Annotated in this window: 16 protein-coding genes; 13 read left to right on the top strand and 3 right to left on the bottom strand. The window is 60.5% G+C overall.

The features are described from left to right. The first annotated feature begins 83 nt into the window (after positions 1-83). A complete protein-coding gene (locus NKH98_RS27380) occupies positions 84-812 on the top strand; it encodes a Crp/Fnr family transcriptional regulator (protein WP_352903287.1) in 729 nt (242 codons plus the stop codon). 2 nt (positions 813-814) lie between these two features. Here NKH98_RS27380 and NKH98_RS27375 read toward each other — a convergent pair whose 3' ends face one another. After that, complete coding sequence (locus NKH98_RS27375; protein WP_352903313.1) at positions 815-1,225, bottom strand: hemerythrin domain-containing protein; 411 nt, start codon at positions 1,223-1,225, stop codon at positions 815-817. A gap of 252 nt (positions 1,226-1,477) precedes the next feature. Here NKH98_RS27375 and ccoN point away from each other — a divergent pair, with 252 nt between their 5' ends. The 8 genes from ccoN to ccoS all read left to right on the top strand — a co-directional run bounded on the left by ccoN (position 1,478) and on the right by ccoS (position 9,531). Beyond that, entirely contained in the window at positions 1,478-3,088 is a 1,611-nt protein-coding gene (gene ccoN / locus NKH98_RS27370; RefSeq protein WP_352903286.1) for a cytochrome-c oxidase, cbb3-type subunit I, read from the top strand. 11 nt (positions 3,089-3,099) lie between these two features. After that, positions 3,100-3,831 (top strand): cytochrome-c oxidase, cbb3-type subunit II, encoded by a 732-nt coding sequence (ccoO, locus tag NKH98_RS27365; RefSeq protein ID WP_352903285.1) that lies wholly within the window; start codon positions 3,100-3,102, stop codon positions 3,829-3,831. 12 nt (positions 3,832-3,843) lie between these two features. Then, positions 3,844-3,993 carry a cbb3-type cytochrome c oxidase subunit 3 gene (locus tag NKH98_RS27360; RefSeq protein ID WP_352779399.1) on the top strand — a complete coding sequence of 50 codons (150 nt, stop codon included), beginning with the start codon at positions 3,844-3,846 and terminating at the stop codon, positions 3,991-3,993. A 2-nt stretch (positions 3,994-3,995) separates the two neighbouring features. Then, positions 3,996-4,859, top strand: a complete 864-nt coding sequence (gene ccoP, locus NKH98_RS27355) for a cytochrome-c oxidase, cbb3-type subunit III (RefSeq protein WP_352903283.1) — start codon at positions 3,996-3,998, stop codon at positions 4,857-4,859. Between the two features lie 181 nt (positions 4,860-5,040). Continuing rightward, positions 5,041-6,603 (top strand): cytochrome c oxidase accessory protein CcoG, encoded by a 1,563-nt coding sequence (gene ccoG, locus NKH98_RS27350; protein ID WP_502894338.1) that lies wholly within the window; start codon positions 5,041-5,043, stop codon positions 6,601-6,603. Continuing rightward, on the top strand, positions 6,600-7,097 hold the full coding sequence (locus tag NKH98_RS27345) for a FixH family protein (protein WP_352903281.1): 498 nt from the start codon (positions 6,600-6,602) through the stop codon (positions 7,095-7,097). Before ccoG ends, NKH98_RS27345 begins: the two co-directional genes overlap by 4 nt. Next, complete coding sequence (locus NKH98_RS27340; RefSeq protein ID WP_352903279.1) at positions 7,094-9,379, top strand: cation-translocating P-type ATPase; 2,286 nt, start codon at positions 7,094-7,096, stop codon at positions 9,377-9,379. Before NKH98_RS27345 ends, NKH98_RS27340 begins: the two co-directional genes overlap by 4 nt. After that, the gene (gene ccoS / locus NKH98_RS27335) at positions 9,376-9,531 is read left to right on the top strand and encodes a cbb3-type cytochrome oxidase assembly protein CcoS (protein ID WP_352801934.1); all 156 of its coding nucleotides are present in this window, start codon (positions 9,376-9,378) and stop codon (positions 9,529-9,531) included. Before NKH98_RS27340 ends, ccoS begins: the two co-directional genes overlap by 4 nt. 214 nt (positions 9,532-9,745) lie before the next feature. Here the strand turns inward: ccoS and NKH98_RS27330 are convergent, their stop codons facing one another. Together NKH98_RS27330 and NKH98_RS27325 are read right to left on the bottom strand one after the other, a co-directional pair. Continuing rightward, complete coding sequence (locus NKH98_RS27330; protein WP_352903277.1) at positions 9,746-10,210, bottom strand: DUF6455 family protein; 465 nt, start codon at positions 10,208-10,210, stop codon at positions 9,746-9,748. Positions 10,211-10,350: 140 nt separating this feature from the next. After that, positions 10,351-10,776 (bottom strand): hypothetical protein, encoded by a 426-nt coding sequence (locus NKH98_RS27325; protein ID WP_352903275.1) that lies wholly within the window; start codon positions 10,774-10,776, stop codon positions 10,351-10,353. A 425-nt stretch (positions 10,777-11,201) separates the two neighbouring features. On the opposite strand from NKH98_RS27325, the gene NKH98_RS27320 reads away from it, so the two are divergent. The 4 genes from NKH98_RS27320 to trxC all read left to right on the top strand — a co-directional run bounded on the left by NKH98_RS27320 (position 11,202) and on the right by trxC (position 14,847). Continuing rightward, positions 11,202-12,689 (top strand): PAS domain S-box protein, encoded by a 1,488-nt coding sequence (locus tag NKH98_RS27320; RefSeq protein WP_352903311.1) that lies wholly within the window; start codon positions 11,202-11,204, stop codon positions 12,687-12,689. Further along, positions 12,679-13,293, top strand: coding sequence for a response regulator FixJ (gene fixJ, locus NKH98_RS27315; RefSeq protein ID WP_352778578.1), 615 nt, complete (start codon positions 12,679-12,681; stop codon positions 13,291-13,293). Before NKH98_RS27320 ends, fixJ begins: the two co-directional genes overlap by 11 nt. Before the next feature lie 497 nt (positions 13,294-13,790). Further along, positions 13,791-14,237 (top strand): pyridoxamine 5'-phosphate oxidase family protein, encoded by a 447-nt coding sequence (locus NKH98_RS27310; RefSeq protein ID WP_352903309.1) that lies wholly within the window; start codon positions 13,791-13,793, stop codon positions 14,235-14,237. A 160-nt stretch (positions 14,238-14,397) separates the two neighbouring features. Continuing rightward, positions 14,398-14,847, top strand: a complete 450-nt coding sequence (gene trxC, locus NKH98_RS27305; RefSeq protein ID WP_352903273.1) for a thioredoxin TrxC — start codon at positions 14,398-14,400, stop codon at positions 14,845-14,847. Position 14,848: the final 1 nt, after the last annotated feature.

Here is a 14,848-nt window from a genome sequence, read left to right as displayed (position 1 = left end):
CTTGCCGCGGGCAAACTGCCGCAAGGCTTTTTCGGGCGGATGCTATATCCTGCTGGCATCTTCGGATTTCTCGGACCATCGTGGTGACAGTGCGTCAGGATGTTCACAGCGCCGGCGTTCCCGTGCTTTGCCAATCATGCGAAGCGCGCCACCATGGTGTATGCGGTGCGCTCGATCCCGATCAACTGGTGGGTCTGGCCAAAGCCTCATCGAAGCATACCGTTGAACCGGGCGCAGAACTGATTGGTGACACCGAGCCCGTCGACAGTTATTCGAACGTGCTTTCCGGCGTGGTGAAGCTGACCAAGAGCCTGTCGGACGGACGCCAGCAGATTGTCGGGCTCCAGTTCGCCCCCGATTTTCTGGGGCGGCCCTTCAAGGTGGAAAGCGCAATCAACGCCGAAGCCGCAACGTCCGTTTCCCTGTGTTCGTTTCCAAGGGCGTCTATCGAAAGGATGATGAGAGAGTCACCAGAACTCGAGCACCGCCTGCTCAAGCAGACGCTGAATGAACTCGACGAGGCACGCGACTGGATGGTCACGCTGGGCCGCAAGACCGCTGCGGAAAAAGTGGCGAGTTTTCTGCTGATGATTGCCAGAAACATCGATCCCACGCTCGATCCGGCCGCTCAGTCGACAAGTTTCGATCTGCCGTTGACGCGCGCCGATATCGCCGATTTCCTTGGCCTGACGATCGAGACAGTAAGCCGGCAGCTAACCCGGCTGCGATCAGATGGTGTGATCCGGATCGAGAACAATCGGGAAGTCACCATCGACAACTTGACCCGGCTACAACGACGCTCTGGCGTCTAGGATCAATCGACGATCCCGATCATCGGCAGGACGTGCTCGCGTTCAAACGCGATGTGCCGGCGCAAGCTCTCGAACAGGCCGCGCAACATGAAACCGATGGCTTCGGGGTTCTCGAGCGTCTCGCCGTGACCGATGGCCAGCAGAATTTCGGTCACCTCGCCGGCAAAGCATTCATCTTCGACATGTTCGGCCCGCAACCGCCTGATGGAGGCAAGGTTCGCATTGCTGCCTGCCGTGGCCTCCTCATAGGCGGGGAAGATGACCGTCTCTTCGTATCGATGAATGTCGCGCAGCAGCGGAACGATCGCGTTGGCCGTGCCGAGGCACTTCAGACGGTCGACCCTGGGCAAGGCATCTGCAATTGTCTCCAAAGCATCGCAGAGTTGCAGCTTTTCCCTGTGTGCGCGCCTCATAACGGCAGCAGGGATCGCTTCTCTGCTGGATCGACCAGCTGGTATGGGTTTTTCATCGCCTTCTTCGAACAGCGACGATCCCTGCCATTTCTTCCGGTTCAACGGCGGCCTCCGGTCGTTTGCAAAGACCACGCTGCCCAATCCGAAAGGGCTGGGCTTTGACATGGATCAAGGCGGCGAGACCGCGACTGCGGAATTGGTGTCGACGCGGATTGGCGTCCGCGCACCACAATCCGAAGTCGGGGACATCTCATGAAGTTCGGCACTCAAATCTTCGCTTTGTGCCTTTTCACATTTGCGGCTCTGGTCGCCGCTGGCTTCGGCGTGGACGAGCCGTTCCGGCAGCATATGTGGGTGCTGTTTTTTGTGTTGCTCGGCTTTGTGGCCATCCTAATGCGCAACACAAGCTTCGAAGTGGCCGCTCCGATCGACCCATCCGCTTACCTGGACGGGCCCATCCGCTACGGCGCCATAGCCACCATGTTCTGGGGTATCGTCGGCATGCTGGTCGGCGTGGTCATCGCGCTGCAGCTTGCCTACCCCGATCTAAACATCCAGCCCTGGTTCAATTTCGGCCGTTTACGGCCATTGCACACGTCGGGCGTCGTCTTTGCCTTCGGCGGCAACGCATTGCTTTGCACGTCATTGTATGTCGTGCAACGCACCTGCCGCGCGCGGCTGTTCGGCGGCGATCTCGGCTGGTTCGTGTTCTGGGGCTATCAGCTTTTCATCGTCATGGCCGCGACCGGCTATCTGCTCGGCATCACCGAGAGCCGCGAATACGCCGAACCTGAATGGTATGTGGACATCTGGCTGACCATCGTCTGGGTCGCCTATCTCATCCTGTTCCTCGGCACGATCCTGAAGCGCAAGGAACCGCACATCTACGTCGCGAACTGGTTTTACCTCTCCTTCATCGTGACCATCGCGATGCTGCATGTGGTCAACAACCTGTCGATGCCGGCCTCGTTCCTCGGCTCCAAGAGTTACTCGGCTTTTTCCGGGGTCCAGGACGCCCTGACGCAATGGTGGTATGGCCACAACGCTGTCGGCTTCTTCCTGACTGCAGGCTTCCTCGGCATGATGTACTATTTCGTGCCCAAGCAGGCGAACCGGCCTGTCTATTCCTACCGGCTGTCGATCATCCATTTCTGGGCGATCATCTTTCTCTACATCTGGGCCGGGCCGCATCACCTGCACTACACCGCCCTGCCCGATTGGGCACAGACGCTCGGCATGGTGTTTTCGATCATGCTGTGGATGCCGTCATGGGGCGGCATGATCAACGGCCTTATGACGCTGTCCGGCGCCTGGGACAAGCTCCGCACCGATCCGATCATCCGCATGATGGTGATGGCCATCGCCTTCTACGGCATGTCCACCTTCGAGGGCCCGATGATGTCGATCAAGGCGGTCAATTCACTGTCGCACTATACCGACTGGACCATTGGCCATGTCCACTCCGGTGCGCTCGGCTGGGTCGGCATGATCTCGTTCGGTGCGATCTACTTCATGGTGCCGAAGCTTTGGAACCGTGAACGGCTCTACTCGCTGCGCCTCGTCACCTGGCACTTCTGGCTGGCGACGCTCGGCATCGTCGTCTACGCCGCCGTCATGTGGGTGTCCGGCATAATGCAGGGCCTGATGTGGCGCGAATACGACGAGCAGGGCTTCCTGGTCTACTCCTTCGCTGAAACCGTGGCCGCCATGCACCCCTACTATGTCATGCGTGCCATCGGCGGGGCCATGTACCTCTCCGGCGCCCTGATCATGGCCTGGAACGTCGCCATGACCATCCTCGGATACCAGCGCGAGGAGGAGCCGATGCCCGGCTCCGTTCCCGCCCTTCAGCCTGCCGAATAGGAAGCCAGAAAATGGCCTTGATGGACAAACACGCACTCATTGAGAAGAACGCCACGCTTCTTCTCATCGGCTCTCTCCTCGTGGTGACTGTCGGCGGCATCGTCGAGATCGCACCGCTCTTCTATCTCGACAACACCATCGAGAAGGTCGAAGGCATGCGCCCCTACTCGCCACTCGAACTGGTGGGGCGCAACATCTATGTGCGCGAGGGCTGCTACCTCTGCCACAGCCAGATGATCAGGCCATTCCGCGACGAAGTCGAGCGCTATGGCCATTACAGCCTGGCGGCCGAGTCGATGTACGATCATCCCTTCCAGTGGGGATCGAAGCGCACCGGACCGGACCTTGCCAGGGTTGGCGACCGCTACTCGAATGTATGGCATGTGGACCACCTTACGGATCCACGTTCGGTGGTGCCGGAATCGATCATGCCGAGCTACGCGTTTCTGAAAGACACGCCGATCGACGTGAAGGATTTCTCGACACATCTGGTCGCCAACAGCCGTGTCGGTGTCCCGTACAACGATGACATGATCGCCCACGCCAATGTCGACCTGATGGCGCAAGCCGATCCCAACGCCGATACATCCGGCCTCGAAGCCCGCTACCCAAAAGCCAAGATCGGCGACTTCGACGGCAACCCGCAACAGGTCACCGAAATGGATGCCCTCGTCGCCTATCTGCAGATGCTCGGCACGCTGGTCGATTTCAAGAACTACGACGAAGCCGCCGGCTACCGCTGAGGAGTTTTATCCATGGATTACAATTTGATGCGAGAGTTTGCGGACAGCTGGGGTCTGGTCGCCATGGCGCTTTTCTTTGTCGGCGCCATCGCCTTCGCCTTGCGCCCCGGCAGCCGCAAGCTGGCCGACGAAGCTGCCCAGATTCCCCTTGAGGACGAGTGATCATGAGCGACGAGCACATCGATGAAATCTCCGGCGTCTCGACTACCGGCCACGAATGGGATGGCATCCGGGAGCTGAACAACCCGCTTCCACGCTGGTGGGTCGTAACCTTCTACATCACCATTGTCTGGGCGATCGGCTACACCATCGCCTATCCGGCATGGCCTCTGCTGCACTCGGCGACGAAGGGGGTGCTGGGTTATTCCAGCCGCAACGAGGTCAAGAATGAGCTGACCGCGGCTGAAGCCGCCAAGGGAAAATATGTCGCGGCCGTAGAATCCAAGAGCGTCTCGGAGATTGCCGCAGACGATGGCCTGCGGGAATTCGCGGTCGCTGCCGGTGGTGCCGCCTTCAAGGTCAATTGCGTACAATGTCATGGCTCGGGCGCCCAAGGTTCCAAGGGCTTTCCCAATCTCAACGACGACGATTGGCTGTGGGGCGGCAAAGCCGAGCAGATCCAGCAGACGATCACGCATGGCATCCGCTTCGCATCCGATCCGGACACGCGCCTGTCGGAAATGCCTGCCTTTGGCGACATCATAACCGCTAACCAGATCGCCCAGGTCAGCGCCTACGCCGCCAGCCTGTCGGGAAAGGTCCAGGACGCAAGTCTGATCAAACCCGGCGCCAAGGTCTTTGCCGAGAATTGCGTCGCCTGCCATGGCGACAACGCAAAAGGTAACAAGGAGCTCGGCGCCCCCGATCTGACCGACGCGATCTGGCTCTATGGGTCCGGCGAGGCAGCCATCGCCGCCCAGGTCCGCGCGCCGAAACAAGGCGTGATGCCGGCCTGGGGCGGGCGCCTGGGTGAGACCAAAGTCAAGGAACTCGCCGTCTACATCCATTCGCTTGGTGGCGGGGAATAGGAAGAGGGGGCCTATTCCCGGCCCTCCGCCGGCCAAGCGACGAGGCCCGGCAATGCCGGGCCTCAACTTGCATTCCGGCAACGGGTTTGACCTGCATCAACGCGACCGGCCCTGGGCTGCGGCAAGACTTGCTCACGCCGGCAGCCCAGGCATGGGCGGATTGCCGCCGGCGCGAGTGGAGATGCAGGTGCTGGACAATACGCAGGTAGAACGGCTCGAAGCCGAGGCGGTCAACTCCGCCAAAGTGCGCCAGCCACTGTATGCCGCGCGCAAGAAGATTTTCCCGAAACGGGCAACGGGAAGCTTTCGCCAGTTCAAATGGCTGGTGATGGCGATCACACTCGGTATCTACTACCTGACACCGTGGTTGCGATGGGACCGTGGCCCGTTTGCCCCGGACCAGGCCGTGCTGCTCGATCTCGCCAACCGGCGTTTCTACTTCTTCTTCATCGAGATATGGCCGCAGGAATTCTACTATGTGGCCGGCCTTCTCGTGATGGCCGGCGTCGGTCTGTTCCTGATCACGTCGACTGTCGGCCGTGCCTGGTGCGGCTATACATGCCCCCAGACCGTATGGGTCGATCTGTTTCTCGTCGTCGAGCGAGCTATCGAGGGCGATCGCAACGCTCGCATCAAGCTCGATGCCGGTCTCTGGACCGCCCGCAAGTTCGTTCTGAGGGTATCGAAACACGCCATCTGGCTGATCATAGGCGCGGCGACCGGTGGCGCCTGGATCTTCTACTTCGCCGATGCACCGACGCTGGTCGGCGAGCTCTTCACCGGCACCGCGGCACCTGTCGCCTATATCACCGTCGCCGTACTGACGGCGACGACCTATACGTTCGGCGGGCTGATGCGCGAGCAGGTCTGCACCTACATGTGCCCATGGCCGCGCATCCAGGCAGCCATGCTCGACGAAAGTTCGCTCACCGTCACCTACAACGACTGGCGCGGCGAACCGCGCTCCCGTCACGCCAAGAAGGTTCTCGCCGCAGGGCAGCCCGTCGGCGACTGCGTCGACTGCAATGCCTGTGTCGCTGTCTGCCCGATGGGCATCGACATTCGCGACGGCCAGCAGCTCGAATGCATCACCTGCGCGCTTTGCATCGATGCCTGCGACGGCGTCATGGACAAGCTCGGCAGGGGGCGCGGGCTAATCTCCTACGCGACGCTCTCCGACTACAACGCCAATATGATGCTGGCGACCGCGGGCGGCTCCAGTTCGGTCAATCCGTCGCTGGTCAGGACAGCCGATGGCCTGTTCTCCGACAACGTGGCGCATTTCCATATTCGTAAGATCTTTCGGCCACGCACCTATGTCTACATGGGTTTGTGGTCGCTGATTGGCCTCGGCCTGCTCTATTCGCTGCTGACGCGCGATCGGCTCGAAGTCAACGTGTTGCACGACCGCAATCCGCAATTCGTCACGCTGTCCGACGGCTCGATCCGCAACGGCTACATCGTCAAGCTGCTCAACATGATCCCCGAGCCAAGGACGATCGTCGTCACGATGCAGGGCTTGCAGGGCGCCGAGATGAGCGTGGTCGGCGACATCCCGGCAGGCCGTTCTTTCGCTATTCCGGTCGAACCCGACCGCCTGAAAATGCTGAAGGTCTTCGTGCGCCAGCCGGCGGATCAAATTCAGGCCACAGCGCAGACCTTCACGTTCCGTGTCGAGGACAAGGCGAGCTTCGAATCGGACGAATACACCGCCACCTTCAACGCGCCGGAGACTGCCAGATGACTGCCAGAACACAAAAGACCCGCGAATTCACCGGCAGGCAGATGCTGTTCACCATTCTTGCCTTCTTCGGGGTGGTCATCGCGGTCAATCTGACGATGGCCACGCTCGCCAACACGAGCTGGACCGGCCTTGTCGTCGAAAACACCTATGTGGCAAGTCAGCAATTCAACAAGAAGGCCGAGGAGGGTCGCGCGCAGGCAGCACTTGGCTGGACCGGCAAGCTGACCATCGCATGGGGCGAGGTCCGCTACAGCCTCACCGACGCCGCCGGCAAGCGGGTTCCCTTGCATGGCGTCAAGGTGCTGTTTCGCCATCCCGCATTCGAGAAAGAGGACAAGTCCGTCACGCTCGCCCTCACCTCCGGCCAGGAATTCGCAGCGCAGCACATGCCGAGCGATGGCGTCTGGATTGTGGAGGTCGACGCCGATGCCGGCCTGGATAAACCATACCGCGAGGTCCGCCGGATCATGATTTCCCACGGAGCGCTGCAATGAGCTGTTGTGCACCGGGCGCTGAAATGGCGCTGGATATGGGCAGCATCACATCGGTCCTGCCGTCTAGTCAGGAAATCAAATTCGCCAGCCGATCGCTTGGCGATGATCTTCGCCAGACCGATCTTTCGGTGCCGAGCGTTCATTGCGCAGCTTGTATCCAGACGATCGAGACGGCGTTGGGAAAGCTCGATCGCGTCGAGCGCGCCCGCGTCAATCTATCAACGAAACGGGTCTCGGTCCGGTGGCATGGGGACGAGGTTCCACCGTTCGTCGTCGCGCTAAGGGGGCTGGGCTACCAGGCGCATCTCTTCGCCCCCGAGGCCGACGAAAAGGACAGGACGCTTTCGGAGTTGATCCGCGCCGTCGCGGTTGCCGGGTTCGCGGCGGGCAACATCATGCTGCTTTCGGTCTCTGTCTGGTCCGGTGCTGAAGGCGCTACCCGCGACCTGTTCCACTGGGTCTCGGCGCTTATCGCCATCCCTGCACTGGCCTTCGCCGGCGGCATCTTCTTCCGCTCGGCCTGGAACGCGCTGCGTCACGGCCGCATGAACATGGACGTTCCGATCGCGGTCGGGGTGTCGCTTGCCTACGCCATGAGCCTCTACGAGACGATCAACCATGGCGACCACGCCTATTTCGACGCGTCGGTGTCGCTGCTGTTCTTTCTGTTGATCGGCCGCACGCTCGATCACGTGATGCGGGAGCGTGCCCGGACCGCCGTGAAGGGCCTGTCGCAACTGGCAGCACGTGGCGTCATGGTGGTGTACAGCGATGGTGCACGCGACTACCTGCCGGTTGGCGAGATCGAACCAGGCATGCTGCTTCTGATCGCAGCCGGCGAAAGAATCCCCGTCGACGGCAAGATCATTCAGGGGGCGTCGGATCTGGACTGCTCATTGGTCTCTGGTGAGAGCACCCCCAGAAACGTGGCGCCAGGCCAACCCGTGCAGGCCGGCGTCCTCAACCTTACCGGCTCGCTGACGATCGAGGCGACAGCCGCCGCGAAGGATTCCTTCCTTGCGGAAATGGTTCGGCTGATGGAGGCCGCCGAGGGTGGTCGGGCCCATTATCGCCGCATCGCCGACCGCGTTTCAGCGCTCTACGCCCCGGTGGTTCATCTGACCGCCTTTGTGACATTCGTTGGCTGGATGGCGGCGACTGGCGACTGGCACCGGGCGATAACCATCGCCATTGCGGTTCTCATCATCACGTGCCCATGTGCCCTCGGCCTCGCCGTGCCGATCGTTCAGGTGGTCGCTGCGCGGCGCCTGTTCGAGAACGGCATCATGGTCAAGGATGGTTCTGCCATGGAGCGCCTGGCGACGATTGATACCGCAGTGTTCGACAAGACCGGAACACTCACGCTCGGCCAGCCCCGCCTTGTCAATGCGGGCTCGATCGATCCGGGCATGCTGGCAATCGCGGCAGACATGGCCGCGCATTCGCGTCATCCGTTTTCAAAGGCCATTGCAAACTTTGCAGGTTTCGCCGGCCAGCCAAAGCTCGAGGTTGTCAGCGAGCACCCTGGACTCGGCATCGAAGCCACTGCCGCGGGCAGCACCTGGCGGCTGGGTAGGCGCGGATGGGCCGGATGGAAGGCCCGAACCGGCGGCGGCCAAAGCAGATATGGCGGAACGGTTCTGACGAAAGATGGGATCATTGTGGCTTCCTTTGTCTTCGAGGACGCGTTGCGTGCAGACGCCAGAGCGGCCGTCGAGCAATTGAACAACGCGAGGGTATCCGCGCAAATGCTGTCGGGCGACACTGCGGCTGTCTGCGGCGAGGTCGCGGCGACATTGGGCATCCATCACTTTGTTCCGGCGCTGCTTCCCTCGGGCAAGGTAGAGTATATCGAAACGCTGGCGAAGGACGGCCACAAGGTGCTGATGGTTGGCGACGGCCTCAACGACACCCCTGCGCTAAGCGCGGCACACGTCTCGATAGCGCCTGCCACGGCCGCCGATGTCGGCCGCAAGGCAGCGGATTTCGTGTTCCTGCGCGAAAGCCTTTCGGCCGTACCGCTTGCCCTCGACGTCTCGCGAAAGGCCGGACGACTGATCCGGCAAAACATCGCCATCGCGATTGTCTACAATGCCGTCGCCGTACCGATCGCCATTTCGGGGCACGTCACACCGTTGATCGCCGCAATCGCCATGTCCGGCTCGTCGCTGCTTGTCATCGGAAATGCGTTACGCCTGGCGTCCTTTGCGACGAACGCACCGGAGACGGCGGGCAGGCGCGGCAAACGGTCCGCCCTCGGCGCATTGGCAGGATCGTCATGACGACGCTCGTCTATCTGATACCTGTGGCCCTGTTCCTTGGTGCTCTTGGGCTATCTGGATTTCTGTGGGCTTTGAGGAGCGGGCAATACGAGGACCTCGACGGAGCGGCGGAGCGCATCCTCATCGACCAAGATGACAGACTGGAAAGCTGACTTGCTCCGCGGTGCCGGCATGATGGCGATGCCGCCGGCACTATTCGTTGAAACTGATGAAGATCAGAGCGCGGATAACGACCCAGGACGTGATCCTGGGCGCATCGCTGGCCGAGGTGCCGTGAGTGACAATCTCTTATGGTCTCGTCTTGGTTGACCGCCACGAGGCAAACGCGACGTTAGTGACGCAAACTGCCATTCGGCCGGGGCCGTCCTATCGCTGACCGGCCGCATGCTGCAGCCGCGCGATCAGGTCGCGATTGCGGCAATAGTCTGGCGGATCGTCGGCTTGCTGCTGCTCGTCGAGCCAGGTGGAGCATTCGTCCTGATGCCCGCAGGCGCGGCAGCGGTCCACCGCCCGATTGGTGACGGCTACATTGTCTGGAACGATCTTCAATTGTTTGTCGACGCCCAGCTTCCGCATCATGCGGCCCATCAAGGCGGTCCTGGCGTCAATTGAGATCAGGTAGTCGAGAAAAGTCATGTCGGTCACTCCCGTTTCCCGCAATATCATTGTCATCTCGGCGACCGCTGCATTGATCTCGGTCAACGGGCTCTCTGCGGACGATGATCCTCGCGTGAATGCCGCAAATGGCGGACTTGCGATGCGGACGGAGGTCAATACGACATGAAGCGGTTGATGCTGCTTTCTTCGATACGCGCAGGCGTCTATGGCCATATGCGCCGGAGACGATCAGGTCGGCGTTGATTGAGCGCGCAAATGCCAACAGATGCTCACCGTCAGCGTCACCACGGATGAACTCGGTCCGCGCCATGATGCCGTGATGCTCAAGAAAGACCGCGACATCCGCGAGGCTGTCACGAATGCCGTCGTCGCGCTCGCTGTCGATTGTGGCGATGACGACGTCGGTGGCCGGCCAAGAAGGGCAATGCGTCGGTCAGCGCCCGTCGCGCCTCCCTGGTCTCCTTCCAGGCGACCAGCACGGTTTTTGCCATACCATCTTCGATTTGGCTTGCAGCGGCGAGTACTGGCCGGCCTGTGCCGAGCACAAGGCTACGGATATCAGCGGCGCGATAGACATCTTCTCCTTTGTCGCCGCCGGTCACGATGAGGTCGGCCGCGCGGGCCGAAACGCTGAGGAAGTGCGTCGGGCTGCAGACGGCTTGCCCCCATTCGCTTGAGATCGAGGCAGGAACCAGCCTCTCGAAGTCGGCGCGCAGTTCGGCCAGCCGTTTCTCGATTTCCGTTCGCTGGATCTGCATGATCTCGCCTTCGTAGACCATACCGTCGCCAGTCGCGACCAGAGGCGGGATATCCGCAGCCGCGAGGCCGATAAGGTGAGCGCCAAGCTTTCAGCAAGTCCAACCCCAGGCTCACCATTCCCGCAGGAGGTGCATCGATGGCGAGGTTCACGGCAATTGATCTGTAAGACACTGGAGGCGCCTTTCGCTGGAGCCGTTGAATGCAGCATGAGGTGCATTGGCCTGCGGCGCCTTGATGCGCGTCAAAGTGCATTACCAACCCGCTTGATCGTGACGATTTGGCATCATGGTTTTGCGTGTGCAGAAAGAGCGATGAATGATAACTAGACTGCGGTGCGGGTTTCCTGATCAAAGGACTTGATTTGGACGACAGACAAAGACGTGACTTGTCGACCGACGTTCGCGGCCAGGGGCAGACCACGGCCGAACACAACCGGCTGGCCCAGATGTTCGAGCAAGCCCCCGGTTTCATGACATTGATGCGTGAGCCGGGTCATGTCTTTGAGTTGACCAATGCCGCCTATCAGCGCCTGATCGGCCAAAGGCAAGTGATAGGAAAGTCGGTACGCGAGGCCCTGCCCGAGCTTGAAGGCCAGGGTTTCTACGAACTGCTGGACCAGGTGTACGAAACGGGCGAACCCTACAGAGGTCAGGGCGTGAAGGTCGCCCTTCGCAACAGCCATGACGAGCCGGTCGAAGAGCGCATCCTCGATTTCGTCTATCAGCCCATCAAGGCCGACGACGGTCGCGTCACGGCTATTTTCGTCGAAGGCACCGATGTTAGCGAGCTTTCCTTTGCGAACGCCGCCCTCCGGTTGCGCGAAGACCATTTGCGTTCGATCCTGGCCACGGTGCCCGATGCAATGGTCGTCATCGATGAACAAGGCCTTATTCAATCCTTCAGCACGGCTGCTGAAACGCTGTTTGGTTACCAGTCGAGCGAAGTCATCGGTCAGAACGTCAATCTGCTGATGCCGTCGCCCTACCGCGAAGAGCATGACGCTTATCTGCACCGCTATCTATCGACCGGTGAGCGCCGCATCATCGGGCTCGGCCGCACCGTCACCGGAATGCGTAAGGATGGCTCAACCTTTCCGATGGAACTTGCCGTCGGTGAAATGCATCCTGGGACCGGCCGCTTCTTTACCGGCTTCTGCCGGGACTTGACCGAACGCTACAGAGCGGAAGCGAGAATACAGGAGCAGCAGCAGGAGCTTCTCCACATGGCGCGGTTTACCGCGCTGGGCGAAATGGCTTCGACACTGGCGCATGAGATCAATCAACCCCTCACGGCAATCACGAACTACCTCAAAGGCAGCCGCCGGCTTCTCGCAAAAAGCACAGAAGAGAACGCGCCGATGTTGAGGGAGGCCGTGGAAAAGGCAGCGGAACAGGCCTTGAGGGCCGGAGACGTCATTCGCCATCTTCGGGACTTCGTCGCAAGAGGCGAGAGCGAGCGTCAGGTCGAACGTCTTCCCACACTGATCGAGGAAGCCTCGTCCCTGGCCCTGGTCGGTGCAAGAGAAATTGATGTCCGCGTTACCTACAAACTCGATCCCGCCGCCGAACTGGTCTTGACCGACCGCATCCAGATTCAGCAGGTTCTGCTCAATCTGATGCGCAACGCGATAGAGGCCATGCAAGGCGTGCCACGCCGTGAGTTGCAAGTCATAACCGTGGCCCGCGACGACGGCATGGCAGAGGTAAGCGTGATCGACACAGGTACTGGTCTCGCGCCGGAAGTCTCCGCCCAGCTTTTCCAGCCATTTGTCACCACCAAAAAACAGGGCATGGGCGTCGGCCTCTCAATTTGCCGTACCATTGTCGAGTCGCATGGTGGCCACATCTGGGCCGAGGCAATGCCGAGTGGAGGAACTGCGTTCCGGTTCACCTTGCGCATCGTGGAGAGAGAAGAGGTCGCCAATGGCCGGTAACCGTCTTGTGCACGTGGTCGACGATGACGTGGACGTTCGCAAATCGCTCGGTTTTCTCCTGGCGACGGCTGATTTCGCCGTGCGCCTGTATGAATCGGCGACAGCCCTTCTGGCTAACGCGACGAGCCATCTCGACGGCTGCATTGTGACCGACGTGCGCATGCCGGGCATTGACGGCATCGAGTTCCTGCGACAACTCCGGACCCGCGGGCATACGCTTCCGGTCATCGTTATGACGGGTCATGCCGATGTGGCGCTCGCTGTTCAGGCGATGAAGGAAGGTGCCGCCGACTTCATCGAAAAGCCGTTTGATGACGAGGTCTTGATCGAAGCGATCCGCTCCGCATTGGACAATCGTAATCGGGCGGAGGCAACACACCCACAAAGCGTGGAAATCCGCGATCGTCTGGCGGCCCTGTCGGAGCGAGAGCGACAAGTGCTGGACGGCCTTGTGTCCGGCCTGCCGAACAAGACGATTGCCTACGATCTTGGCATCAGCCCGCGCACAGTCGAGATCCATCGCGCCAATGTCATGAGCAAGATGGCCGCGAGCAGTCTGTCGCATCTCGTGCGCATGGCGTTGGTTGTGGAATCCAAACCTTAAAGCGCGTCACGGAGTGACGTCCCGTCGTTTAGCGGAACCCTATCCCGCACCCAGTCTCGCCAGTGGGTCGGGTGAACGTCGATGCGTACGCGGGTGGCGGCGTTCTTCCAGCCTTCTCGCTCCTTTATGCAAGGAAAGATAAGCGCATGTTCGCCGTCCTCGTCGAGGACGGCCAGTTCGAGTTCACGATCGAACGGAGCGCTTGAGATCGGCTTCCACATCATCCTCTATGATGGGTGGGAGCAGCAGGCCTCGCCTTGATCTGGATCATTTTCCGAATCCCCGCTCCGGCATGAACGCTGATAACTGATATGAGCGGCCATGCGAGTCACCGGCGAGCCCAGCCGTGGTTGTCGATTCGTCTGTCGGCCGACCGACTTCCTTGATCGTGATCAATGACCTCTCTGGCGACAGGTTTACGATCCGCGATGCCGGATATCAGAGTCGGTGTAGCACCGACGCCGCCGTGCAGTCACGAAAAACAGGAGATCGCGCCGTTGCTGATCCGCACGCTTTCTGCTTTGGAATGTACAAAGTTGCTGACGGCCAATCGGGTCGGTCACTTGGCATGCGCCAAGGATGGACAGCCCTACGTCGTGCCATTCTACTATGCCCACGCCGACAATCACCTTTATGCATTTTCCATGCCGGGCAAAAAGGTCGACTGGATGCGTTCCAATCCGCTGGTGTCCGTCCAGGTCGACGAACGCGGCCAAGGGCGGGCATGGAGAAGCGTGGTTGTCGATGGTGTCTATGAAGAACTGCCTGACCGGATCGGCTACAAGGTTCAGCGCGACCATGCGTGGTCGGTGTTGAGCAAACACGTCGACTGGTGGGAGCCTGGCGCTCTGAAGCCGGTTACGCCTCCTGTTTCGGACAGCACTCCGCATGTTTTCTTCAGGATCATTGTCAAGGAGGCGTCGGGTCGGGAAGCAAAGGAATAGCGTGCTTTCCCGTCCGAACACTGCGGGCACAGCCGCCGTGGATTGTGCCGGCAATCCGTTTTCATGCTAATCGTCCATCGCGCAAAAAAGATGGAAGTGCTGGCCAGCTTGGGGATAGGCATTCTCTGCGCACGTAGAAATGAGCCAGTGGTGAAGGGCGATGGCGCAGGAAACTCGGGTGGTTTGCAGCAAATGCGGCGGGATCAATCGACTGCCGCCAGCGCGCGACGCTAAAAACGCAAAATGCGGAATATGCGGGAAAAAGCTGTTCTCAGGTCACCCCGAGGACGTCGACGCACGAACCTTCGATCGTCAGCTCAAGCGAGGCAGCCTTCCCGTTGTCGTGGATGTCTGGGCGCCATGGTGCGGCCCCTGCAAGATGATGGCGCCCGCATATGAAGCGGCAGCAAACGAACTGGAACCGCATGTTCGGCTGATCAAGCTCAACTCCGATAATGAGCGGGCCGTTTCAGCCAGGCTTGGCATTCGCGCCATCCCGACCATGATCCTGTTCCACGGCGGACATGAGGTTGCGCGCACATCCGGCGCAATGACGGCGGGACAGATCGTCAGGTGGATCCGCGACCACCTGCCGATGGCCGGCGCCTGAA

Origin of the sequence: Mesorhizobium sp. M0833 (assembly GCF_040319905.1) — a bacterium.
GTDB lineage: Bacteria > Pseudomonadota > Alphaproteobacteria > Rhizobiales > Rhizobiaceae > Mesorhizobium.
Note: the sequence above shows the minus strand (reverse complement) of the source record. Positions and strands in the feature narration are given on the sequence as shown.

Bases quoted from the DNA above. Each gene is read 5' to 3' on its own strand.
- trxC (WP_352903273.1), top strand. From the start codon at position 14,398: ATGGCGCAGGAAACTCGGGTGGTTTGCAGCAAATGCGGCGGGATCAAT.
- NKH98_RS27330 (WP_352903277.1), bottom strand. From the start codon at position 10,210: ATGGCCATAGACGCCTGCGCGTATCGAAGAAAGCAGCATCAACCGCTT.
- NKH98_RS27345 (WP_352903281.1), top strand. From the start codon at position 6,600: ATGACTGCCAGAACACAAAAGACCCGCGAATTCACCGGCAGGCAGATG.
- NKH98_RS27325 (WP_352903275.1), bottom strand. From the start codon at position 10,776: ATGGTCTACGAAGGCGAGATCATGCAGATCCAGCGAACGGAAATCGAG.
- ccoO (WP_352903285.1), top strand. From the start codon at position 3,100: ATGGCCTTGATGGACAAACACGCACTCATTGAGAAGAACGCCACGCTT.
- NKH98_RS27340 (WP_352903279.1), top strand. From the start codon at position 7,094: ATGAGCTGTTGTGCACCGGGCGCTGAAATGGCGCTGGATATGGGCAGC.
- NKH98_RS27360 (WP_352779399.1), top strand. From the start codon at position 3,844: ATGGATTACAATTTGATGCGAGAGTTTGCGGACAGCTGGGGTCTGGTC.
- NKH98_RS27375 (WP_352903313.1), bottom strand. From the start codon at position 1,225: ATGAGGCGCGCACACAGGGAAAAGCTGCAACTCTGCGATGCTTTGGAG.
- ccoP (WP_352903283.1), top strand. From the start codon at position 3,996: ATGAGCGACGAGCACATCGATGAAATCTCCGGCGTCTCGACTACCGGC.
- NKH98_RS27320 (WP_352903311.1), top strand. From the start codon at position 11,202: ATGTTCGAGCAAGCCCCCGGTTTCATGACATTGATGCGTGAGCCGGGT.
- ccoG (WP_502894338.1), top strand. From the start codon at position 5,041: ATGCAGGTGCTGGACAATACGCAGGTAGAACGGCTCGAAGCCGAGGCG.
- ccoN (WP_352903286.1), top strand. From the start codon at position 1,478: ATGAAGTTCGGCACTCAAATCTTCGCTTTGTGCCTTTTCACATTTGCG.
- ccoS (WP_352801934.1), top strand. From the start codon at position 9,376: ATGACGACGCTCGTCTATCTGATACCTGTGGCCCTGTTCCTTGGTGCT.
- fixJ (WP_352778578.1), top strand. From the start codon at position 12,679: ATGGCCGGTAACCGTCTTGTGCACGTGGTCGACGATGACGTGGACGTT.